Annotated in this window: 19 protein-coding genes, 1 pseudogene and 1 riboswitch; of the genes and pseudogenes, 12 read left to right on the top strand and 8 right to left on the bottom strand. The window is 58.9% G+C overall.

From position 1 onward, the window contains the following. Positions 1-25: 25 nt before the first annotated feature. Both JCM25414_RS08390 and purB read right to left on the bottom strand, forming a co-directional pair. Positions 26-1,414: a sugar porter family MFS transporter gene (locus JCM25414_RS08390; protein WP_025841336.1), complete on the bottom strand. Its 1,389-nt coding sequence runs from the start codon at positions 1,412-1,414 to the stop codon at positions 26-28. 99 nt (positions 1,415-1,513) lie between these two features. Further along, a complete protein-coding gene (gene purB / locus JCM25414_RS08385) occupies positions 1,514-2,845 on the bottom strand; it encodes an adenylosuccinate lyase (RefSeq protein ID WP_025841335.1) in 1,332 nt (443 codons plus the stop codon). A 184-nt stretch (positions 2,846-3,029) separates the two neighbouring features. Between purB and JCM25414_RS08380 the strand changes: the two genes are divergently transcribed. From JCM25414_RS08380 to JCM25414_RS08370, 4 genes are all read left to right on the top strand, one after another. Next, complete coding sequence (locus JCM25414_RS08380) at positions 3,030-3,626, top strand: TerC family protein (protein WP_025841334.1); 597 nt, start codon at positions 3,030-3,032, stop codon at positions 3,624-3,626. Then, positions 3,613-5,199: a hypothetical protein gene (locus JCM25414_RS23345; RefSeq protein ID WP_051535785.1), complete on the top strand. Its 1,587-nt coding sequence runs from the start codon at positions 3,613-3,615 to the stop codon at positions 5,197-5,199. Before JCM25414_RS08380 ends, JCM25414_RS23345 begins: the two co-directional genes overlap by 14 nt. Further along, on the top strand, positions 5,085-5,441 hold the full coding sequence (locus JCM25414_RS23340) for a lytic transglycosylase domain-containing protein (RefSeq protein WP_369346036.1): 357 nt from the start codon (positions 5,085-5,087) through the stop codon (positions 5,439-5,441). Before JCM25414_RS23345 ends, JCM25414_RS23340 begins: the two co-directional genes overlap by 115 nt. A gap of 114 nt (positions 5,442-5,555) precedes the next feature. Next, positions 5,556-6,062, top strand: a complete 507-nt coding sequence (locus JCM25414_RS08370; protein ID WP_025841333.1) for a CinA family protein — start codon at positions 5,556-5,558, stop codon at positions 6,060-6,062. Between the two features lie 54 nt (positions 6,063-6,116). Here the strand turns inward: JCM25414_RS08370 and JCM25414_RS08365 are convergent, their stop codons facing one another. The 5 genes from JCM25414_RS08365 to JCM25414_RS25935 are packed head-to-tail and all read right to left on the bottom strand — an operon-like array spanning position 6,117 to position 9,075. Beyond that, positions 6,117-6,431 carry an antibiotic biosynthesis monooxygenase family protein gene (locus tag JCM25414_RS08365; RefSeq protein ID WP_025841332.1) on the bottom strand — a complete coding sequence of 105 codons (315 nt, stop codon included), beginning with the start codon at positions 6,429-6,431 and terminating at the stop codon, positions 6,117-6,119. Between the two features lie 19 nt (positions 6,432-6,450). Continuing rightward, positions 6,451-7,254 carry an ATP-binding cassette domain-containing protein gene (locus JCM25414_RS08360; protein ID WP_025841331.1) on the bottom strand — a complete coding sequence of 268 codons (804 nt, stop codon included), beginning with the start codon at positions 7,252-7,254 and terminating at the stop codon, positions 6,451-6,453. Then, positions 7,251-8,267 (bottom strand): FecCD family ABC transporter permease, encoded by a 1,017-nt coding sequence (locus JCM25414_RS08355; RefSeq protein ID WP_025841330.1) that lies wholly within the window; start codon positions 8,265-8,267, stop codon positions 7,251-7,253. Before JCM25414_RS08355 ends, JCM25414_RS08360 begins: the two co-directional genes overlap by 4 nt. Further along, positions 8,264-8,746 (bottom strand): ABC transporter substrate-binding protein, encoded by a 483-nt coding sequence (locus tag JCM25414_RS25940; protein ID WP_051535783.1) that lies wholly within the window; start codon positions 8,744-8,746, stop codon positions 8,264-8,266. The genes JCM25414_RS08355 and JCM25414_RS25940 overlap by 4 nt, the downstream gene beginning before the upstream one ends. Then, positions 8,740-9,075 carry an ABC transporter substrate-binding protein gene (locus JCM25414_RS25935; RefSeq protein ID WP_051535782.1) on the bottom strand — a complete coding sequence of 112 codons (336 nt, stop codon included), beginning with the start codon at positions 9,073-9,075 and terminating at the stop codon, positions 8,740-8,742. The genes JCM25414_RS25940 and JCM25414_RS25935 overlap by 7 nt, the downstream gene beginning before the upstream one ends. Before the next feature lie 280 nt (positions 9,076-9,355). Here JCM25414_RS25935 and JCM25414_RS08345 point away from each other — a divergent pair, with 280 nt between their 5' ends. The 7 genes from JCM25414_RS08345 to JCM25414_RS08315 all read left to right on the top strand — a co-directional run bounded on the left by JCM25414_RS08345 (position 9,356) and on the right by JCM25414_RS08315 (position 20,120). Next, a complete protein-coding gene (locus JCM25414_RS08345) occupies positions 9,356-11,575 on the top strand; it encodes a TonB-dependent receptor domain-containing protein (RefSeq protein ID WP_025841329.1) in 2,220 nt (739 codons plus the stop codon). A gap of 80 nt (positions 11,576-11,655) precedes the next feature. Then, positions 11,656-12,507: a DUF817 domain-containing protein gene (locus tag JCM25414_RS08340; RefSeq protein ID WP_025841328.1), complete on the top strand. Its 852-nt coding sequence runs from the start codon at positions 11,656-11,658 to the stop codon at positions 12,505-12,507. Continuing rightward, entirely contained in the window at positions 12,504-12,914 is a 411-nt protein-coding gene (locus tag JCM25414_RS18530; RefSeq protein WP_025841327.1) for a ribosomal maturation YjgA family protein, read from the top strand. Before JCM25414_RS08340 ends, JCM25414_RS18530 begins: the two co-directional genes overlap by 4 nt. A gap of 190 nt (positions 12,915-13,104) precedes the next feature. Then, entirely contained in the window at positions 13,105-15,501 is a 2,397-nt protein-coding gene (locus JCM25414_RS08330) for a TonB-dependent receptor (RefSeq protein ID WP_025841326.1), read from the top strand. A gap of 17 nt (positions 15,502-15,518) precedes the next feature. Then, positions 15,519-17,060 (top strand): phosphocholine-specific phospholipase C, encoded by a 1,542-nt coding sequence (locus JCM25414_RS18525; RefSeq protein ID WP_369346035.1) that lies wholly within the window; start codon positions 15,519-15,521, stop codon positions 17,058-17,060. Beyond that, positions 16,970-17,536 carry a phospholipase domain-containing protein gene (locus JCM25414_RS26580; protein ID WP_369346033.1) on the top strand — a complete coding sequence of 189 codons (567 nt, stop codon included), beginning with the start codon at positions 16,970-16,972 and terminating at the stop codon, positions 17,534-17,536. The genes JCM25414_RS18525 and JCM25414_RS26580 overlap by 91 nt, the downstream gene beginning before the upstream one ends. A gap of 83 nt (positions 17,537-17,619) precedes the next feature. Further along, positions 17,620-17,821, top strand: a riboswitch (cobalamin riboswitch). Positions 17,822-17,900: 79 nt separating this feature from the next. Next, on the top strand, positions 17,901-20,120 hold the full coding sequence (locus JCM25414_RS08315; protein WP_081775847.1) for a TonB-dependent receptor: 2,220 nt from the start codon (positions 17,901-17,903) through the stop codon (positions 20,118-20,120). Between the two features lie 107 nt (positions 20,121-20,227). Here JCM25414_RS08315 and JCM25414_RS08310 read toward each other — a convergent pair whose 3' ends face one another. After that, positions 20,228-20,950: a M48 family metallopeptidase gene (locus JCM25414_RS08310; protein ID WP_159101729.1), complete on the bottom strand. Its 723-nt coding sequence runs from the start codon at positions 20,948-20,950 to the stop codon at positions 20,228-20,230. A 324-nt stretch (positions 20,951-21,274) separates the two neighbouring features. On the opposite strand from JCM25414_RS08310, the pseudogene JCM25414_RS18520 reads away from it, so the two are divergent. Continuing rightward, a pseudogene (locus tag JCM25414_RS18520) lies at positions 21,275-22,490 on the top strand (cation:proton antiporter). The last annotated feature ends 625 nt before the right edge of the window (positions 22,491-23,115 follow it).

The following is a 23,115-nucleotide window of genomic DNA, read 5'->3' as shown; positions in this document are numbered from 1 at the left end:
GCCCCCTTGGGCGGGGGCAGGATCATTACTCGGCCGCAGCAGCCTTTTCACGCGCAATCGGAGCGAATGTTCCGTCACGCAGCGAGGCTTCGAGCTGCTCCAGAGACCGGCCACGGGTTTCGGGCACATAGCGCAGCACGAAGAAGAAGGAGAGCGCATTCACGGCGGCGAACAGCCAGAACGTGCCGCCTGCACCCAGCGCCTTCACCATGCTGAGCGTGGTGAGCGAAATGATCAGATCGGCGCCCCAGTGACTGGCAGCGACAAGGCTCATACCCGTACCGCGGCAGGAAAGCGGGAACACTTCGGCGCCCACCAGCCAGATCGCAACCGAAAGGCTGCCCACGTTAAACACAACGTAACCGACAACTGCTGCAGCCGTGACAAACGCGCCCCAACCATGGGTCTGCCCCGTGAAGAACATGAAACCAAGAAGGACGAGCGAAACGACTGCACCGGGAATCATACGCAGCATCAGCGTGCGACGACCCCAGGCATCGACTGCCCAGCCGCCAAAAGCCACCGTGCCAACCATCGAGAAGCCAACAGCCACCGAGGTCAGAAGCGCAGAGGACTGACCAAAGCCTGCATCGGCAAAGATGGTCGGGGCGTAATACATAACGGCATTGATGCCGGTAAGCTGGCAGAGCAGCGCAATACCGACCGCCGCAATCGTTGCCGGGCGAACCCAGGGCTTGAACACTTCGGAAAGCGGGGCTTTCTCGTCATGCTGATCCTGGATGTCCTGCAATTCGCGATCGGCTTCGGCGTCGGTCTTGCGCACGCTGCGCAGCACCTCGCGCGCACGCTCGAACTCGCCCTGCATGGCCAGCCAGCGCGGGCTGTTGGGAAGAAAGAGCATGCCAACAAAGAGAATGACAGCCGGAATGACACCCAGACCGAACATCAGGCGCCAGGAGTAATCCTGAAGCACATAGCCGGTAATAAACGAAATCAGCTGTCCGAACGCAATGGCGAACTGGAAGGCAACCACAAGCGACCCACGACGCTCCGGCGGTGCAATCTCGGCGATATAGATCGGCACGATCTGCGAGGAGGCGCCGATAGCAAGGCCGAGAATGAGACGCGCAAAGGTCAGAACGAAGACCGAATGGGCGAAGGTGACAATCACGGTGCCGATAAGGAACAGCGTCGCTGCTGCAATGATGGTCCGGCGGCGACCGAGCCTGTCGGAAAGAGGCGCTGCGGAGATACATCCAATGAGCGCGCCCAGGATAACCGCCGAAGTGACGATCTCGGCGCTCTCCGTGGTCAGCTGAAACTGCGGCGTGAGTTGCAGCAAAGCCGCGGAGATGATGCCGGTATCATAACCGAAGAGAAGGCCGCCAGTGGCGGCGATCACGGCAATGAAGTTCGTTAGGGCGTGCCCTCGCGGGCGTGGTTTGGAAGCCATTGCAGAGCCTTGGTTCGAAAGGTTCCCGAGTTTTCAATCGAGATTACAGCAAATTTATCCTCGCGACCACGCATCAAGGTCAACACCCAATATGTGATTTTAACCAAAAACCTTGTTGAAAATGCGGTCTATGGCAACAAGATGTCGTGTGCTGTCCATGGCATCATCGAGAATCTTCGCATCGACGCGGCCCGCAACTTCCGGATCACTATCGAGATTTTCACGGAAGCTGCGTCCGTCGGGCTGGCCGAGCTTGGTCCAGGTCTCCATCGCATTGTGCTGGACGATACGATAGGCATCCTCTCGCGAGATTCCCGAGCGGGCAAGTGCGAGCAGCACTTCACCCGAATGCACCACACCGCCAAGGGATTCGAGATTGGCCATCATACGCTCGGGATAGACCACCAGCTTGTCCATCATCCCGGCAACACGCATCAGGGCAAAGTCCAGCCCGATTGTCGCATCGGGGCCGATGTTACGCTCAACGGCAGAGTGGCTGATATCGCGCTCATGCCACAGAGCGACGTTTTCAAGCGCGGGCACGACGTGCGAACGGATCAGGCGGGCGAGACCCGTCAGGTTTTCAGACAGAACCGGGTTGCGCTTATGGGGCATGGCCGAGCTGCCCTTCTGGCCCGGATGGAAGAACTCCTCCGCCTCGCGCACTTCGGAACGCTGCAGATGACGCACTTCAACCGCCAGACGCTCGATCCCGCTGGCAATCACACCGAGCGCACAGAAAAACGCGGCGTGACGATCGCGAGGAATGACCTGCGTCGAGACATCTTCGGCAGCCAGGCCAAGACGTTCGGCCACAAAATCCTCAACGCGCGGGTCGATATGGGCATAGGTGCCGACAGCGCCGGAAATCGCGCAGATCGCTATTTCCTTGCGGGCCGCCAGCAGACGCTCACGGTTGCGGGCGAATTCAGCGTAATGCCCGGCAATTTTCAGGCCGAAGCTCGTGGGCTCGGCATGAATGGCATGCGAACGACCGATCGTGACCGTATTCTTGTGGGCGAATGCCTGCTTCTTCAGCGCCCCAAGCACCGCGTCGAGATCCTGCAAAAGAAGATCGGTCGCCTGAACGAGCTGCACCGAAAAGCAGGTATCGAGCACGTCGGAAGACGTCATACCCAGATGAACGAAACGGCTCTCCGGCCCGATCTTCTCAGCAAGCCAGGTCAGGAAGGCGATCACGTCATGACGGGTAACAGCCTCGATTTCGTCGATACGCGCCACGTCGGCGTCAGAGAAAGCGGCCATGGCGGCGTCGCCACGCTCGCGGATGACTCTCGCGGCTTCCTTGGGCATGTCGCCCAGCTCAGCCATCGCTTCACAGGCCAGCGCCTCGATCTCGAACCAGATGCGGTAGCGATTGATGGGCGACCAGATGGCGGTCATTTCGGGGCGGCTGTAACGAGGCACCATGGTCGGGCAAACTCCTTGTTAGGATCGACGCAACACGCAAGGACTGGTCGAAAAGAGGCCCCTCTTACCTCAAGATGCCGTCGGGTAACACTCTTTGATCAGGCGAAGGGCCAGCGCAGCGCGAATTGCGCTCAATCAGCGCTTTCTCTAGCATTGCGACGCACGATAAATTCTGGAGGTTGATGTGGCGCCTGATCTTACCTGGCATGCCCTGATTGCGCTTGCGCAGGTTGTTCTGATCGACATCACCCTTGCCGGGGATAACGCCGTTGTTATCGGCATGGTCGTGCGCGGCCTGCCCGCAGAACAGCGGCGCAAGGCCATTCTGGTCGGTGTTGCAGCGGCCGCCCTCATGCGGATCGCCCTCGCGCTGGTCGCCTCGCGTCTGCTCTCGGTGCTGGGCCTCACCCTCGCAGGGGGTCTGCTGCTGCTCTGGGTCTGCTGGAAAATGTATCAGGAACTGCGCCACCCCGAGGAAATGACCGGCGAAGCGAAAAGCAACTCACTATCAAAAGCGATCTTCAGAATCATCGTGGCCGATCTGTCGATGAGCCTCGATAACGTGCTTGCCGTGGCAGGCGCGGCCATGGGTCACCCCTACGTGCTTGTGACTGGCCTCGCCTTCTCCGTCGTGCTGATGGGGGCAGCGGCCACGCTGGTAGCCAATCTGTTGAACCGCTACCGCTGGATCGCGTGGCTCGGCCTCGCCATCGTTGCCTTCGTTGCGTGCGAGCTGATCTATAAAGGCAGTATGGAGGTTGTGCATCATGTCGCGGGTTAAGTCGTTTCTCCTGACCGGATCGCTGCTTCTGCTCGCCGGATGCAGCTCTCAAGCACAGGAACAGGAGAGCCCCTCAGCTGCGCCGGACGCTCTGAACCAGAGCGACAACGCTGCCGAAACTTTCACGTCGCCCTCTGTCACGGCAAGCGGCGACGTCGCATCCCGTCTCGATCAGTGGCTCGCCCTCGTTCAGGCCACTACCCCACCCAGCGCACGTGCCTATGCGGATTTTCTGGACCAGACACCGAGCTGGCCCGAACGTGCTGTCATGATGGCACGCTATCAGCAGGCTCTGGCCACGCGCACGAGCGATGCCGAGTTGCCTCAGCTCTGCCCGCGCGAGCCTCTCACCGGGGTTCAGGCCTTCATGCGCTGCGCCACGCTTTTGCCGGATGCCGCCAGCCAGGCCAGACGCATCTGGCGCAATGGCGCCGATCGCGAGACAGATTCCAGTCTGATTCTGGCGGAGTACAGCCAGTCGCTTACCCCTGACGATCACTGGGCGCGCTTCCAGCGTCAGATCCGCACCCGCCAGTTTACGGCAGCAGGCCGACAGATCTCCCTGCTCGCACCGCAGCGTCAGCCAGCGCGCCGTGTGCTGATCGCGCTACAATCCAATGCGCCAGACGCTGCCTCACTCTTCGCCGCCCTCCCAGCGGCGCAACGGGCAGAGCCGCAGATCATGATCGCACGGCTCAGGCAGCTGCGCCGCGCGCCCGATCTTGAGGCAGCCTACGCCCTTTGGCAGGAAGAAGGGTTCACCGCCCAGAAACGCGCCCCTTCTTCAGACTGGACCAGTGAGCGTCTGGGTCTCGCACGGGCGTTCCTGATCCAGGGTTCTGTGCCGCAGGCCCGCGCGCTGGCCGATGATACGACCCTGCCAACCAGCGCAACATCCCGTATGGAAGCTTCTTTCCTGCGTGGATGGATCGATCTGCGCTTTCAGAAAAATCCGTCACGGGCCCGGTCGGCATTCAGCGAATTGTCGCGACAGACCAGCCTGATCACGAGAAGCCGTGGCTTTTACTGGCTCGGCCGAAGCTTTTCCGCAGAAGGCAATACGGCACAGGCCGATGCTGCCTATCGTCAGGCAGCAGCTATGCCGACAACCTATTACGGCCAGCTTGCGCTCGCTTCGATGGGCGGGCGTGACGACACCCTGCTGCCGGGTGGCAGCGACGTGCCAGGCCTCGCCGCCGCCCTCAGCGGCCTTCCTGCGCTCTCAAGTGGCGCCATCTCCCGCGCCGATCTGATCGAGGCGGCCAGGCTGCTGCACGACCGCGGCGATGACGATCACGCCCGCGAGTTCCTGATGCTCGGCTACAGCGCGTGCAAGACGCGCCCGGTCAGGCGGCGCTTGCCCGGTTTGCGCTGTCGATCGGCTCATTTGAACCCGCCGTTTTCGCGGCTCGCCGCACGGGCAGGCTGGGCTCGGCGCTCTATCCCGAAGGCTGGCCGGTGCTCGACGCAGCTCAGGCCGAAGGGGATTCCCTTCCCTATGGTCTTGCGCTGGGGGTGGCGCGTCAGGAAAGCAGTTTCGACGCCCATGTCAGCAGCCCCGCCCGCGCCATAGGTCTTATGCAGCTTCAGACCGGCACCGCGCAGGATGTTGCCCGGCGTGCCGGATTGAGCAGTATCGACACCAGCGCCAGCGGTCTGCGTGATCCTGCGACCAACCTCATTCTCGGCCGCACCTATCTGTCTCAGCTCATGACCCGCTTCAATAATGTCGTACCGCTGGTTCTCTCTGCCTATAATGCCGGGCCGCATCGCACCGACCTCTGGCTGGCCAGCTCCCCCTGCCGCAGCCCCTGACGCAGGCAGGCATGATCGACTGGATCGAGAGTGTCCCCTACGAGGAAACGCGCTCCTATATCCAGCGCGTGGAAGAAAACATGGCGCTCTATCGCGTGCTGGAGAACGGCGCTCATGGCTGAGTCGGCATCAACCGTTCCCGCACTGAGCGACAAGGCAGCCCTTGTCCTGCAGACACTGCGTGATCGCGGCGCACGTCTCGTCACCGCCGAGAGTTGCACGGGCGGTCTCATCGCGGCGAGTTTGACGGCGATAGCCGGATCATCCGATGCCGTCGAAGGCGGGCTCGTCACCTATTCCAACGCGATGAAGATAACCGTTCTCGGTGTCGCAGAGCGAACGCTGGACACCCATGGCGCTGTCAGTGAAGCGGTTGCAGTCGAAATGGCCATGGGGGCGCTGGATTGCGCCGAAGATGCTACGATTGCGGTTGCCGTTACCGGCATTGCCGGGCCGGGTGGCGGAACGGACGCAAAACCTGTCGGCACGGTCTGTCTCTGCGTCATGCACGGCACAAAAAATCCGATGCGCGAAACCGCCTATTTCTCCGGCAATCGCGAAGCCGTTCGCCTGGCGACCGTGAACCGGGCTTTCGATATGATCCTCAACACGCTGGGTTGAGCCTCACACGCCCGGTCATGTCGACCGGACGTGGCGCATCTTGAGACGTGATGATCAGTTGTCGATCTGCTGAACCACGTCGAACCCTTCGAATACTGGCGGGCCGAGTGTCAGCGGCTTGTTGCCGCCAGCGCCGGCATGAGCCTTTCGAAACTGTTCCGACTGCGTCCAGGCCTTGAAAGCCTCGTGTGACTCCCAGACCGTATGGGAAGACCACAGAATATAATCATCCTTCACCGGGCCACGCAGCAGTGCGAAGGATTTGAACCCCGGCACGGTGGTCAGAAGCACTTCACGATCGAGCCAACGCTGACGGAACGCGTCTTCGCTCTCGGGAAGGACCTGAAACCTGTTCATTGCGATATACATCGACGATACCTTTTTGACTTTATGGTGAACCGGGCAGAATGAGATCATGGGGCAGCAGGAACGGCCGCCCCGTCTCGGCATGATGCCCCAGAACCGTATCGGAAAGGCCGAAGACGTCCGAGAGCATTCTGGATGTGATGACCCTGTCGGCAGGACCGGAATCGTAGATCCGCCCCCCTTCCATCACCACAATAGTATCGGCAAAGGCGGCCGCCCAGTTCAGGTCGTGCAGAATGGCCAGACACGCCCCGCCCTTGCCTGTATGCGCCCGAGCCAGAGACAATATCAGTCCCTGACGGGCGATATCCTGCGCCGAGACGGGCTCGTCCAGAAGCAGGTATCCGTTATCTCCGTGCCAGCGCAATTGCACCAGAATACGCGCCAGATGCGCGCGCTGGCGTTCACCGCCTGAAAGCGTGGTGACGTCCCGTTTCGCAAAGGACCCTAGCCCCACCTCTTCCAGCGTCCGGTTGACAAGCTGCGCGAGCCGCTCTCGTGCCTCACTGCCCGGTTCGTCAGCCACGCCGAAGCGGGCCAGTTCTGCAACCGAAAACCGGGCCTCCAGATTCTGGTCCTGCGTCAGCATGGCCCTTCTTGCGGCGAGCGCGCGAGGAGTGAGGCTCCCGAGAGTGCGCTTCGCAATCTCGACACTCCCCTCACAAGGGGAAAGCAGACCGGCGGCGACACGCATCATCGTGCTTTTTCCCGCGCCATTCGGGCCAATCACAGCCACGAAGGTTCCGGGCTCCACGCTAAGCGACACGTTTTCGAGCAGAATCCTCCCCTGTCGCCTGACGGTAATTTCCTTGAGCGCAAGGGTCATGACGGGATTTCCTGATCGCTTCGGCGCATCAGAAGCCAGATAAAGACAGGCGCTCCCAAACCAGCTGTCACGATGCCCACCGGCACGTCGGAGGGTATCGCGATCAGACGTGCCAGCGTGTCTGACGACACGAGGAGCAGAGCGCCCATCAGGGCGCTGCCCGGAATGAGAAAGCGGTGATCGGGCCCGCTCGCAAGCCTGACCAGATGCGGCACGATAACACCGACGAAGCCGATCACCCCGGAAAACGCGACAGCAGGGCCGACAGAAAGCGTGACCGCCAAAAGGCAGAGAAATTTCACTTGCCCGACGCGACACCCCATCAGCGCGGCATTTTCCTCCCCCAGAAGCAGCAGATTGAGTGGGCGGGCAAGCGCCATCAGCAGCGCAAGCGAGGCGAGTATGAAAGGCGCCAATATCTCGATTTCGCGCCAGCGCACCCCGGCCAGACTGCCCATCGTCCAGAATGTCAGGTCGCGCAGGGCAGCATCATTGGCGCGATAGAGCAGGATACCAGTCGCCGCAGAGGCAAGCGCGCCGAGAGCGACACCCGCAAGCACAAGGCGTGAGGTCGAAACCCTGCCCTGACGGGTCGAGAAACGGTGCAAGATCCCGGTCATGACACAGGCGCCCAGCATCCCTCCCGCCGGAATACCCCAACGCGCCATCACGCCAGGACCGAACCAGATAACGCCCTCGACGATCATCAGCGTCGCGCCAAGAGCTGCACCGGACGACACACCGATCAGTCCCGGATCGGCCAGCGGGTTTCGAAACAGCCCCTGCATCACGGCCCCGGCGGCGCCCAGACCTGCCCCGACCAGAACGGCCAGGACAATGCGGGGCAGCCGGATACCAAGCACGATCAGCCTTGTCAGCGCCGGGTCATCGACGCCGCCGGGATGAATGCCAAAACCCGTGGCGCCCGAGGCCAAAGACAGCAGCACGCTGGCAACCAGCGCGAGGAACAGGAAGGTGAAAGCCGGCAGTATGGGGAGACGCGACACACTCATGCGGGATGGGTATAGCTCACGATCTGCTGGGCCAGCTCAAGCGCAGCTTCAGCCGTGCGCGGCCCGAAACCGAGTAGCTTCTCACCCTCCATATCGATGATCGCCTTCTTCTGCCCGGCAGGCGTCAGCATGATCGCGTCATCAGCCAGAAGGGCGTCGCGCATCGCTTGCCCCCCCTGATTCATCATGAGAATGACATCGGGCTTGAGCGCAATCAGCGCCTCGCGTTCGAGAGCCTTATAGCCGTTCATGTCGGCACCTGCATTCGTCGCTCCGGCAAGAGCGATAATCGCATCGGCCGCCGTGCCGGTACCCGCGGCCATCGGGCGCCCATTGACCACTCGCATGACGAAGAGAACACGCGCCTTTTCCGGATGGAGTTCTTTCCATGCCTTGAGCGTGCGCAGCTGGTTGTCGAAGCGCACCACCATGGCGGCTCCCTTCTCTTCCTCGCCGATAATGCGCGAGAGGGTCAGCATCCGGTTGCGCACACCCTCGAGCGACGGTGTTGCATCAACATCACGATGGGCGTCGAGGACTCCATGACCTGATCGATAGCATTCGCAGGACCGGAATCGTTCATTGCCAGAATGAGATCAGGCTTGAGCGATAAAATACCTTCGGAAGAAAGCTGGCGCATATAGCCGACAGATTTCTTCTCACGCAGGGCCGAGACGGGATAGGTCGAGGTGATGTCGATTCCGACGATACGATCGGACGCGCCAAGGGCATAGAGCGTCTCGGTGATCGTGCTCCAATGGAAACGATGCGCTGCATCGACCCCAGTGTCACGCGCCTGCCCCGACAATCCTCGATCTGGATGCTGCGCTTTTCTCCGGCACGCGCCGTGCGCGCCGCCGCGCCCGTCACGCCGGTGGCAAGGGCGGAAAGCCCGAACTGACGCCGACTGAACAATCTGATGCTCATGAGCCCTCCCCCTATCCCCTGCTGACCCGGGTCCGAAGCTGTTGCTTCTTTCCCTCACCTGACGCGGCGAAGCTTTAAAGGAAGTTTTTACTCCTTGCAAGTGAGAGTCATTCTCAATAAGCACTCACAGCGTTCCATTAACGTTTCGTAGGGCCGAACCGATGATCTCAACCCGCCAGGTGCTTTCCCTGTCCTCTGCTCTTGCCCTGATCACTCTTTTTTCCGGGCCGGCCCAGGCTCAGGATCGTGACACGAGCGACAAGAACCCCTCCAAAGCCGGACAGCGCAACGAGTCTGCGCGCAGCGGCGCTCCGGGTGGGGCCAAACCGACAGGTTCGGTCAGGAAACAGGTGACAGATGCCGGCAGATCGAGCACGGGTGAGATTGCCTTGCCGAGCGTCAAGGTTCACGGCGACACCGATCTCGTCGTACCTCAGGCAAGCGCCACGTTGACGCGCAAGGACATGCTTCGCGTCAATCCGACCGAGCCCTATATGGTCCTGACCGGGTTGCCGGGCGTTTATTTCCAGAATGACGGCTCGCCCTCTCTCGCCATCTCTATTCGCGGCATGCAGGATTTCGGCCGTGTGAACGTCATGGTCGACGGTGCAAGACAGGATTTCCAGACGAGCAGTCATGGCGCGAATGGCAGCGTCTATGTCGATCCGGCCCTGCTGGCCGGTCTCGACGTCTCTCGCGGGACCGTCGCCACGGCAGATGGCGCTGGCGCCATCGCGGGTGTGGTCAACATGCACACGCTCGGTGTCGATGACATCGTGGAATCCGGCAAGCGCTACGGTGTCATGGCCCGCGCGCTGGGCGGATCGAATAATTATGACGGTTCGGGCATGGTCGGTGCCGGCATGCGCATCCGTCCCTGGCTTGGCATCGCTGCGGCCTTCAGCATGCGCAGCTCGGGCGATTATGAGGACGGGTCAAGCAATCGCATTGCCGACACCTATCAGCGCATGCAGTCTGGCCTGTTCAAGATCGATATCAAGCCGGGTATGGATCAAAGCCTGACACTCGGCACAGTTATCTATCACAACCAGTTCGGTCAGGGCACTGAAGGGATTATCGGTACCAACCAGATCCAGAACAATCAGGGGAATATCGAGTATCGCTTTACGCCGCATGACAACAAGCTCGTCGCGCTGCATGTGAAGGGTTATGTGGTCTCGACGGGGCAGGATAATGCCATGCCTTCCTATCGCGCCCTGACCGTCGCGGCGGCGAATATGACGAAATACAACCTGACGACGCTGGGTTTCGAGGCAGATAACACGTCACAATTCCCCCTCGGTCCTCTTCTCGCCAATCTGAATTACGGCGGCGAATATTATCATGACTCGGTCGATACCAAGGATCAGACGGGTTATGCAGGCTCCACCCCTTCGGGCGGGCGCGGCGTTGGCAGCGCCTTCACGCAGCTCGCGCTGAACTGGAAGATCGTCCAGCTGACTGGCGCGCTACGTTACGACAGCTATCATGCGTCTGGCAGCGGTGTGAATCTGGCCTCCGGTTTCACCTCGGTCGCAGCCGGCGCCTTCCACAGATCGAGCGGCTCGGACGCGGTCAATCCTAAAGTAACCCTCGCGGTCACGCCGGTGCGTGGGCTCCAGCTATACGGCAGCTACGGCCTTGGTTTCCGCCCGCCCGCCATGACCGAGATGTTCATGGCCAGCTCGCACCCGGGGCTCAGCTTTCTCAACTTCATTCCCAACCCTGATCTCGCGCCAGAACAGACTTACGGCTGGGAGCTTGGCGCGAAGCTTCATTATCGTGACGTGCTGATGAATGATGACAAGATCGAGTTCGACGGCGATTACTTCGATACGCGCATTAAGAACTACATCGCCCAGACACGCGTGATCGGTCGCCCGGCCGCAGGCTCCTATATTCCGACATATGGTTATTTCTATCAGAACATGGCGGGCAATACTTTCACCCACGGCTTTGAGGGCCAGGCGAAATACGACAACCGCTTCGTCTTCGCGACGCTGTCTTACACCAATACCACCACGAAATTGCCTTATGCCGACTATACCGGGTTTGGCGCGCTGCTTACCACGCCACCGCGCTCTGTTCTAGCGGGAACGGTGGGCGTGCATCTGCTTGATAACAAGCTGTCAATCGGTGGTCGCATCCGCGCGGCAACCCAGACTCTCGGACAGCCTGCAAGCAAATCAGCTCTCTATCCAAAGCAGGGTGGCTATGTGGTGTTTGATCTCTTCGGATCCTACCAGCTCACTAAGCAGATCCAGATGTTCGTCAACGCGGATAACGTGACCAATCGCCGCTATTACACCAGCGCGATTTCGAGCATTCCTAACCAGGGCCTGACGGTAATGGGCGGGCTAAGCTTCGCCCTTTCACGCTAACCGGTAACAGTTGCGTCACGCGCCCTTGTCTCGGGGAGCGTGCTGCGGCAGGTGCGGCTCCAAAGCTGAGGAATCGCACCATGCCCGCCAACGATACGCCGCAAACAGAAAACGCGCTCGAATATCGGCTTGGACACTGGGTAAGGCGCGATCTGCGCGGATTCTCGGGCATGTTTCTGCTGTTCGTGCTCAAGCAGGGCTGGGCCTGCCTGTTCGGCGGTCTCATGCTGGGCGCCATTCTCGCCACGCATCTCATCTGGTCGCCCTCCTGGCCCATCCATCGCTACGACGCATTGTTCGTCTTTGCCGTGAGCACACAAATCCTGTTTCTGCTTTTTGGCCTGGAGACGAGGCAGGAAGCTCTGATCATCCTGATCTTTCACCTGACCGGTACCGCCATGGAATGGTTCAAGGTCTCAGCAGGGTCATGGGCGTATCCTGAGCCAGGCTTCTTCAAGATCATGCATGTGCCGCTGTTTTCGGGTTTTATGTATGCCTCGGTGGGCAGCTACATGGCGCGGGTCATCAGACTGTTCGATATGCGGTTCCAGCCCTATCCGCGTTTCGACGCTTCACTGGTCCTGGCCCTGGCCATTTACGCCAATTTCTTCACCCATCACTTTCTTCCTGATCTGCGCTGGGTGCTCGTTCTGGCAACCGTGCTGATATATGGCAAATGCTGGATCAGCTACCGCGTCGTCGATGTCGACTGGCACATGCGGCTGCCCCTGGCAGCATTTTTCTCCAGCGTGGCGCTTTGGGTCGCAGAAAATATCGGCACATTTACAGGCACCTGGCTTTATGCCCATCAGCAGTTCACCTGGGTGGTGCATCCGCAGAAGCTCGTTTCGTGGTATCTTCTCCTCTATGTCGCGTTCATCACGGTAACGTTGCTTCTACGCCCGGACAGGATAGAGGCCACCCAACGATGAACCCTGTCGGGCGAGCGATCACCGGGGTCAGAATCCGCCATATCGCCACATTGACGGTCTGCGTCATCGCCGCTGGACTGATCTGCCGTCTTGCGCCGCTCGGGCTCTCACCGTGGAGCAGAAAATGGAGCGGCTCGGTTCTCTGGGGCGCTCTTTTCTGGTGCCTCGCGGCCCTCGTCACCCGTGATGACCAGCGTCGCACGCGTCTTCTGCTCGGCGCGCTCGGCACGTTCGGGAGCGAAATGCTCAAACTCGTGCATCTGGCGCCACTCAATGCTCTGCGAAAAACAGGCGCCGGTGGTTTTCTGCTAGGTAGCATTTTCAGCTGGTACGATATGGTAGCCTATATCACCGGTCTGGCGCTGATGGAGTTGACGAGCATCGCCGTGGCCACCCGGCCGAGGTAGCGAAAGTAAAGAAACACTTCTCGCACGAATATGCAAAACGATCTGCAAATCCAAGGACAAAAGACATAAATATGACAGGAAGATGACTTTTTTATTTCGAAATCGATTTAATAAAACCATAATACTTCATAACGCATTATACCGATATTTACGGCCCGTATTTCGATCACGAAGCGAAACGGCCTAATCGATGAAATTCAGAATCAGTCTTGTTCTTTCCGCCAGCCTGCCGGCTCTGGTCATTGCCGCTCATGCGTCGGACAGGGCTCTCGCTCAGGATGCTGCGCATGACCGCAAGGCTATTTCAACGGACAAGGCGCCTCATGCTGCCACACCCAGGCAGGCAGCAAAGTCGAGCAGCAAGGTCAAGCCGCCCGCGAGCGCTGTCGACGCCAAGACCCCTGAATCCATCATCGTGCTGGGCGCCGGTCAGGCGCGAGAGACACAGACCATTTCGCGCACAGCCATTCAGGAATACACACCCGGCACCAGCCCCTTCAAGGCGCTCTCGAAACTGCCTGGTGTGATGTTCACCTCGTCAGATCCTCTGGGTTCCTATGAGTGGTCGCAACAGATCATTATCCGTGGTTTCGACCAGAGCCGTCTTGGCTTTACTTTCGACGGGCTGCCTTTGGGCAATCTCGCCTATGGCAATGATAACGGTCTTTCCATCGGGCGCGCCTTGCAGACCGAAAATAACGGTCCGGCAACGCTCACACAGGGTGCCGGTGCCGTGGGCGTCGCCGCCTCGAACGATCTCGGCGGTGCGCTCCAGTTCACGTCGATCGACCCGTCCGACAAATTTGGCGCAGATGTCAGCGGCACGATCGGCTCGGCCTCAACCTGGCGAACCTTTGCCCGTATCAATAGCGGGCTGCTCAGGACTGGCGGCAAGTTCTACGTGTCCTACGACCATCAGGACGCGAATAAATGGAAGGGCGACGGCGTTCAGAGGCAGGATCAGGCCAATGCCAAATTCGTCCAGCCTTTAGGCGAGCATCTGAAACTCACCGTGTTCGGCGACTGGTCCAAGCGCGCGGAAAACGATTATCAGGATCTGTCACTCTCCCAGATCAAGACCTATGGCTATAATCTGGACAATATCACCGGCAATTACGCGCTGGCCAAGCAGATTGGCTATGCTTACCAGAACGGCACGGCATTCCCCAAAGGGATCGAGAATCAGGATACCGTTTACTATAATGCAGGCGGCTTGAGAGAAGATGCCCTCGGCTATGGCAAGCTGGACTTCAAGATCAACAACCGGCTTTCAGGCTTTGTCACGGGATATGGGCATACCAATTCGGGTGAAGGCGTCTGGGTGACCCCCTACTCCGCCACCCCGGCACAGCTCGGCGGCTCCCCTCTTTCGACACGCACCACTGAATATGACATCCACCGCGCCGGGTTTATCGGCAGCCTGACCTACAAGATTGCCAATCACAGCATTGAGGGTGGTTTCTGGTTCGAAAACAACAATTTCAACCAGGCGCGCCGCTTCTATCCGCTGGCACTGGACGGATCGCCATCGTCGACTCACTGGTACAAAAACAATGCCTTCGCGACACAGTGGCAGAGCGCGTTCAACACCAAAACCTATCAGGTCCACCTGGGCGATACATGGAAGATTACGCCCAAGCTGAAGGTCAATTACGGCTTAAAATCGCTGATCGTCGATAATACGGCCCGTGCAATGAACGGGAATTATCTCGGCGCACCTGTCGCGACAGCCTACCCGTCAGGCTCGCTGAACGCGACAAACGGGTTCCTGCCTCAAATCGGCGCCAATTACCGTTTCAACCATAATCACGAAATCTTCGTCGACTACGCGCGCAACATGGCAGCGTATGACAGTGCCCAGACCTCAGGGCCGTTTTCAACGACAGTCGCTGGCTTCCAGGCGCTTCAGGGCAAGCTCAAACCTGAACTATCCAACACCGAAGAGCTTGGCTATCGTTACCACACCAAGACGTTTCAGGCGACGGTTACGGGCTATTACGTCGAATTCGAAAACCGCCTGCTTTCGGTCACGCAGGGCGTGGGTATCCAGGGCAACGCTTCGGTGCTGTCCAATGTTGGCGGCGTGATTTCTCGCGGCATCGACACCGCCGTGAACTGGCAGTTCGCGCCCAACTGGTCGATCTTTGCTTCCTATGCCTTCAACAACTCCTTCTACCAGGACGATGTGATGGCCAACGGCAAGGTCTCGGCGGCGATCAAAGGCAAGAACGTGGTCGGCATGCCGCGCAATCTGGCCAATCTGCAGATCGGCTATGATGACGGGCAGATCTGGGGCAACGTGCTGATGCAAATCCAGGATCGCCGCTACTACACCTATACCAACGACGCCTATGTGCCTGCGAATGACGTCTTCAACCTGAATGTGGGTTATCGCTTCAAGAGCCATAATTTCTGGTTGCGCGGACTGGACACGCAGATCAACGTCTCCAATCTCTTCGACAAGCGCTATGTCGCGACAGTTGGCAGTAACGGCTTCATCAATTCCGATCCGTCGGGCTCATTTCAGACCCTTCAGGCCGCGGCACCACGCATGGTGTTCTTCACCATTCGCAAGCATTTCAACTAAGAAACGGGAGATCCGTCATGAAACCCAGCCGTCGGCATTTTCTCAATCTCGGTGCTGCCGCTCTGGCTGGGGCCATCTTGCCTGACAATCTGAGACGGGCTCTTGCCATCCCGGCCAATCGCGAAACGGGCACCATTGATGACGTCAAGCATGTGGTGATCCTGATGCAGGAAAACCGGGCTTTCGATCATTATTTCGGGACGCTACGTGGCGTACGCGGCTATGGCGACCCACGCGCCGAGCGCCAGGTGGATGGCAGTTCCGTCTTCGCCCAGAAGGATGAGAAGGGGCGCGCCATCTGGCCGTTCCTGTTCGACACGATACACACATCTGCAGCCTGCCTGAAAAGCCTGGACCATAGCTGGAAAGGAACCCAGGCTGCCTGGAATGAGTGGGATGGTTGGGTGCCGCACAAGACACCCATGACCATGGGGTATTTCACCCGTCAGGAAATTCCCTATTACTACGCTCTCGCCGATGCCTTCACGATTTGCGATGCTTATCACGCCTCGATTTTCGGCCCCACCAATCCGAACCGGCTATACTTTTTCACAGGGACCAACGGCCTCGCTGTGGGGGCAGATGGCAAACAGGCTGTCGAGAACGTCGATGACGGCAACTGGTCCGCCGACATGGCGCATGACAACCCGAAATTCACGCCGTTCGACTGGACGACCTATCCGGAACGGTTGCAGGAAGCGGGGGTAAGCTGGAAATTCTATCAGGAGTACGACAATTTCGGCGACAACCCCCTCGCCTCGTTTCGCCAGTTCCGCAATCTCGACCGCACAGGCTGGCGCTATCAGAACGCCCGTGCCATCGCTCCCGGCTCCAACAAGGACAATATGCACGAGCTCGAAGGGCGCTATCTGCTCGACGCGTTCGAGCATGATGTGGCCGCAGGCACCCTGCCTCAGGTCTCGTGGATCGTTCCGCCAGCAGCCCTGTCGGAACATCCGGAGGCACCTCCGGGTTTTGGCGAGCATCTTATCTCGAAACTCATCGATATTTTTGTCCGGCATCCCGAAACCTGGGCAAAAACCGTTTTCATTCTCAATTATGATGAAAATGACGGTTTCTTCGACCATGTCCCACCGCCCGTACCCACGCTCTCAGGTCAGGGAAGCAGCGTCGTATCCACAGCAGGCGAGAGCTATCATGGGGAAGCCGTCGGTCTCGGACCGCGCGTGCCCGCGCTGATTATTTCGCCCTGGACGAAAGGCGGGTGGGTCAATTCGCAGGTTTTCGACCACACCTCGATTCTGCAATTCCTTGAAAAGCGTTTCGGCGTGAAATGCCCCACCATCACACCATGGAGACGCGCCGTCTGTGGCGATCTGACCTCCGCGTTCGATTTTTCGAAGCCTGACGCAAAATGGTCGGCGGCGCTTCCGAACACCGACGATTATCTGCCCCAGACCAGGCTTTCCTGCGCCCATCCACCCCCGCTCGTCCCTGCGCTGGTCGATTGCCAGTTCAGGAAACGGGACAGAGGCCGAGCCGCGCGCTTCCCTATCGCTTCGCCGTCACGACCCATGCTGAGGACCCGACAAAGCTGACATTCAGCAATACCGGCAGGCAGGGTGTCGTTTTCCGCATTCGTCAGGCTGGGCTCCCGAGCCAGCATCTTACCGTACCGGCAGGCATGACAAGTCTGTTTGCCTGCGCGCCTGACGGTGTGGTTGAGATTTATGGTCCGAACGGGTTCTATCGCCTGCATCGCCCCGAAAGTGGCGTGGCCCTTTTGCAGGAAGAACAGGGGGACAAATTGCGGCTTGTCTTCTCGGTAGGGAAGCCGTCGGTCAGCAAGGCGCTCTTTACCAATCTTTATAACCGCAAGAGTGCATCGCACGCGCTCGATCCTGGTACACGTCTTGTCGATCTCGTCGATCTGGCTCCCAGCCAGAATTGGTATCACCTGGAATTGAAAGACACCGACGGCACTATCCTGCTCGCCCTGGCGGGCCATATCGAAAATGGCGCACCGAGTCATTCCGATCCCCATATGGCCCGGAGCCCGGCAAGCCCTGCCTGATAATTTCTTGTGTCGTTTGGGAGACGCGCCGCTGGGTGAAACACGCCATAGCCGCGCGCCCGATTGACAGGTCGGGCGCGCGCGCTAGGGTCGCGCCCGATGGTTCCCGCTTGCCGGGATGAAAAGGGAACATGGTCTGATGCCATGACTGCCCCCGCAACTGTAGGTGACGAGAGCAATGACGCGGGTCTTGACGGCCCGGCCACTGGGTTCATCCCCCCGGGAAGGCCAGTCATGGTTCAGTGACGCACAAGTCAGGAGACCTGCCATCATCCATGGTCACGGACGGAAACTGACGGGCGGGGTGTCCCGAAGGTGGCAGGTGCAAACCGGCCCATCGTAGTGACGTGAATAGACGGGATAGATCCGCCACCATGCGCCCTCTGCGCCCCTTCAGGTCTCTTCTTCTCGCAGGGCTTCCCCTGCTGTCCCTTCCTCAGGCTGTCGCGCAGGATCAAGCACGGGTGATGAATATATCACTGCCCATGGTCAGAGCACCGGGCTGAATGCCCGCCCGGCCATTGGCGGCAGGCTGGGCCTCAGCCTGCAACATAATCCGGCATCGATTGCGGTCATTGATCAGAAAATCATCTCTCTTCGTGGCTATGCGCAGGCCGAACAGGCTGCGGATGCCGCACCCGGCGTGACCTCCGGCGGGTCGCCGGGAAACCCGGCACAGCTCATGATGCGCGGGTTCAGCGGCAATCAGATCCTGATCCTGCGCGACGGGTTCTATTTTGGCCCCACCACCATGGTGAACCGGCCTCTGAACGCCTTCAATCTTGAGGCAGTTGAGGTGCTCAAAGGCCCCTCTTCAGTTCTCTACGGACAGGGTGCCGTCGGCGGCACGGTCGATATGCGAACACGCAGCCCCGACCCTGATCATGCGCGTCTCGATGCTCTGGTCTCCTATGGCAGCTTCAACAGCTGGAATGCCGGTATCGGCGGCTCGGTGCCCCTGTCATCGACGCTGGCGATACGCAGTGATTTCAGCCGCACGTCCTCTGACGGCTATGTCAAAGGCGCCGACCCACACAGCAATGACTGGACGACGACGCTGCTCTGGCATCCGTCGCAGAGTTTTTCGGCGCAGCTGGGCATGGATTATCTGACTGACGAACTGTCGACCTACTATGGTGCCCCGCTGGTACCCGGCTCTGCCATAAAGGATCCGGCGGGTGGGCTGCTCCATTCATCGAGCGGTCTGGTGGTCAGCAAGGCGTCTCTATGGCGGAATTACAATGTTGCCGACCCGCGCGCCACTTCGGTCAATGCAACACCGACGCTGCATCTGAACTGGATTGTGAACGACCGGCTCACGCTGCATGATAAGGCCTACTTCTCCTACGCCAAACGGCGTTGGGACAACGCTGAGACGTACAGCTATATCGGCAGCGAAGGCACAGCCGATGCGAGCGGTGCCCCCATCACGCCGGGGCGAATTGGGCGGGACCGGTTTTATGTCTATCAGAACCAGCATCAGGTGGGCGATACGATCGACGCCCGATTTAACACCACGGTTTTCGGACTGAAGAATCGTCTGGTGATTGGAGGAGACGCCTATTATCTGCGTTTTATCCGCAACCGCGGTTTTCCAGATGCCAGCTATGCTGATAGCGTTTCGCTGATCGGTCCCGACAGCGGCTTGTTGGGAAATTTTGGCGGTGAATATCCATACCGCAAATCGCCCACTACGATGGTTGATGCCGGCGTTTTTCTGGAAGACACGCTCTCACTCACGCAAAATCTGCGTCTTGTCGGTGGGTTCCGCTACGACTGGCTTTCGCTCGACCGCCAGAATTACAACCAGAATGGTCGAATCAACGCGGCGACAAGCTTCAAGGGTCATTACAATCCGGCCAATTTTCGTATCGGCCCGGTTTACGACATCCTGCCCAATGTGAGCCTGTACGGTGTTTATACAACGGCGGAAGATCCGCCGGGTTCGAACCTGTTTATCGCCAATAAGGGACAGTTCAGCCGCCTGAGCCATTCCCAACAGGGGGAGATCGGCGTCAAGGCGAGCGCGCTTTCCGGTCGGCTCGTCACGACACTTTCCCTCTTCGATATCCGGCGTACACGGGTTCTGGTCCAGACGGGTCAGGATGCTGTCTCGACAGCGGGAAGCCAACATTCACGCGGCGTGGAAGCGCAGGGCGATTGGCGCCTCGACCGCCATTGGAGCCTCTCAGGCAATGTCGCCTATACGGACGCCCATTACGGCACATTCTATCCTGACGCTGCCACAGACGCCTCGGGCAATCAGGTGCCTGACGTGCCTGCGGTTACAGCCAATCTCTGGGCAGTCTGGTCTGCCGCCTTCGATCTGCCAGTCGATCTGGGGGCAGGCATGCGCTATGTCTCGGCGCGCAAGGGGGACTTTGCCAATACGCTCTCTCTCAAGGACTACGCCCTCGTCAACGTTTTCGCAGGCTGGCATGTTCACAAGGGCATCACGCTCTACGGTCGCATCGACAATCTTGCAAACAAGCATTTCGTACAATGGGCCGACACGAGCTATCCATCCGAGGTTCTGATCGGCGCACCCCGTTCTTTTTCGATCAGCATGCAGGCGGGGTTCTGACAGCCCTTCCTGATTGCCTGAGCTTTCCTGTTCTCCGGTCAGGCAATGCAGAGGGCCGGAGAGCAGGTGCCGCCATTATTCCAGCCACGCTTGCGACCGGGCTCCTTTCAGATCGCGTCATGAGCCTCAGCAGCGTCCGGATCCGGCTTCGTTACAATGATCGGGAACAGTGACATCAGACGCTTCACTCGCCGGGTCATGCGCGGATGGCTGAGGAAGATCTCGCGACAGAACCCGGCAAAGGCGGGCATATGTTGCTCCTGAGCAGCGAAAGCCGACGGATTCATCATGTGGTTCAAACGTCTGGCACCACAGGCAAGCATCTGCAACGCAGTGAACGCCTGATTTCTGTCTTTCAAAAGGGACGCGCCTACAGCGTCGCAGCTATATTCGCGCGCACGCGAGTAGGCGGGATAGAGAAAAGGCACGAAAAAAGCCGGGTAGCGAATGAATGCCTTCATCGGATTGAGATGGCCAAGCACATGATGGGCGATCTCATGCCCGATGACGAAGCGAAGCTGAGTATCGTCCTCTGCTTCGACAAGCGCCGAGGTCAAAAGCACGTAGCGCCCGCGCGATAGCCGCAAGGCGAGTGCATTCATCATGCCATGAGCATTATAAATAAAGGCTTCCGGCGCCATTTCCAACCCGAGCTTCCGACTGACATCAAGAAAGATCGCGTAAAGCTCAGGGAATTGCTGCTCGGACAGCGCCACCATATTGCCCACCATCCACGCACGAAACAACGCCGCGATGAACTTCAACATGCCCCAGATCAGCAAGCCATAAATAGCCGCGATAATCAGTGCAGCAATCGCGTTTTTCTGCACCAGGACACTCAGAATGATGAATAGCCATATTACGCACCCGATGACGGTCAGGGCGGCCCCATATCCGTTCTCACGGGGGTGCCTATAGATCGAAATATGGGGCGGCATGATTGATCCTCGAAAAGAAAAAACAGGTTTTCCGCAACATATCCAATAAATATCAAATATACATCATAAGAATTCAAAAGAAACATTGCTGGAAAACAGAAATAACAATCGCCTCGCTGTGCCCTTGATCTCCCACCATTTCATGCATTTTCACGTCAGGTTTGCGCTTTCTCTCCCATCCACGCTATCCTCAGGTGAAACGTTGAAAGGGTGGGTATGAACGATCTGACTGCGGTCCTGGCAGACATTGGTATTTTTGTCTGCGTCCCCTGGGTGCTCTGGCGCCTGCTTGGCCGCGTCATACCCATTGCCGTCATTCCAATTCTTATCGGCATCATGGCGGCAGTCTGGCATCTGCCGCTCAAGAGCTTGGCATACCATCCTTCTATGGTGACACCATCGGCTGGATTGCCGTGCTCGTGCTCGCCTTCACGGCGGGTATGGAGATGTGGCAGCATCCAGAAGGACACGCAGCCGAAAATGCGCTACCAAAGCCTACGCTTCCCCGCCTGCTCGGCGGAGCCGGCATCGCGCTCGGCGGGCCTTTTCTGATCGGCTCGGTTCTCGTCTATTTCTTCTTTCTGCCTCTGCCGGGTTGGCATGCTCCATCGGTCACGCCGGTCATTGCTGCGGCCTCCATTGGGCTCTGTATAGCGGTCAGCGCCCTGCCGGTCCTGATCGGTATTGTACGAGAGCTGCCGATCGCAGACAGGCCAATCGGTCAACTCGCGCTCAAACTGGCCGTGATCGATGACGCGACACTCTGGATCGGCCTTGCTCTGTTGCAATTTGCCGCTGAGCGGCAAACTGCGATGCATAGCTGGGGCTTGAGGGAGGGAGGCGCCGCACTCTTGCTCATCGTCCTGGGGGTAGGAGGATCATTGGCCTCGCGCCATTTCCGCAATCCACCGCGTTTGCTGATCTGGGCCGTAGTACCGCTCTATCTGAGCCTTGGCTCCTGGGCGAGCATGACACTTGGTCTGCATGAATTGATCGGCGCCTATTTCGCCGGTGCGTTTATGCCGCCTCATGGGTCAGGCGCCTCCCCTTTGAGACAATCTCGACCTTTGCGCTGGTCTGGGTCGCCCCTCTCTTCTTCGGTCATAGCGGAATGCGTATCAACGGCGATGCGCTGACCTGGCCGTCTGTTCTTGCCTCTCTCTCGCTCGTCGCCATCTCGATCGTGGTCAAGATCGGCTCGATCTATGTCTTCCCACCGACAACGGGCCTGTCACGGCGCCAGACACTGGGCCTTGGCGCCTTGCTGCAATGCAAAGGGCTTATGGAAATTGTCGCTGCGACCATCCTCCATGAACAGGGTATGCTGTCCGAGTTCGCGTTTGCGTCGCTCATGGTTCTTGCCGTGATCTCGACCCTGCTGACAGGCCCGCTCTTTCATCTCTTCAAGCCAAGAAGGTCTCTCGCGGCCTGACCGGCCCCGAGGAGAACGATGGCTCCTCTGCCCCGTCGGTACGTCATACATCTCTATGCCGACACAAACGCTCTGGAATGGTACCCCACAAGGACCGCAGGCATGTAGCGCTTTCCGCTCGTCAAATAGACTGCAAGCTTGACGATATCCGGCATCTCGATCAGCCGCGAGCGCAGTTTACCTGCATGTGTGGAATCGAGTTCAGGAATTCCGACGATCCTCATACGTCCAACTACGTTGCCTTTAAGGCAACGCGATTGCTCATTACCATCCAGTCGTGAAGCGTATTTTTGCTTCAAACACGCGGCGACCGCCTCATGGATTGTGTTCCAGGCGTGTTGGGCCAAGAAGTGGGGGGATCCTTAGGTCTGCCAGAAGTCCACTCGTCCGACAGCACGGGATCAACTCAACAATGGATGCCATTGCTGACGACATGTTCAATGCCTCGATGAAATGAGGACATGGCCAAGCTCGAAACGCTAAAATAGCGAGCTGGTTTTTTTCCTCAAAGACACACAGGTATCAGTGCCTTTGCTGGAGGCCGAAATCGCAACTCTACTACTGAGCGTGGGTTACACGGCCTGATTTCGGGCTGACGATTAGCAGATTATGGCTGATCCAAAGA

Source organism: Asaia platycodi JCM 25414, from assembly GCF_000614545.1.
GTDB lineage: Bacteria > Pseudomonadota > Alphaproteobacteria > Acetobacterales > Acetobacteraceae > Asaia > Asaia platycodi.
Note: the sequence above shows the minus strand (reverse complement) of the source record. Positions and strands in the feature narration are given on the sequence as shown.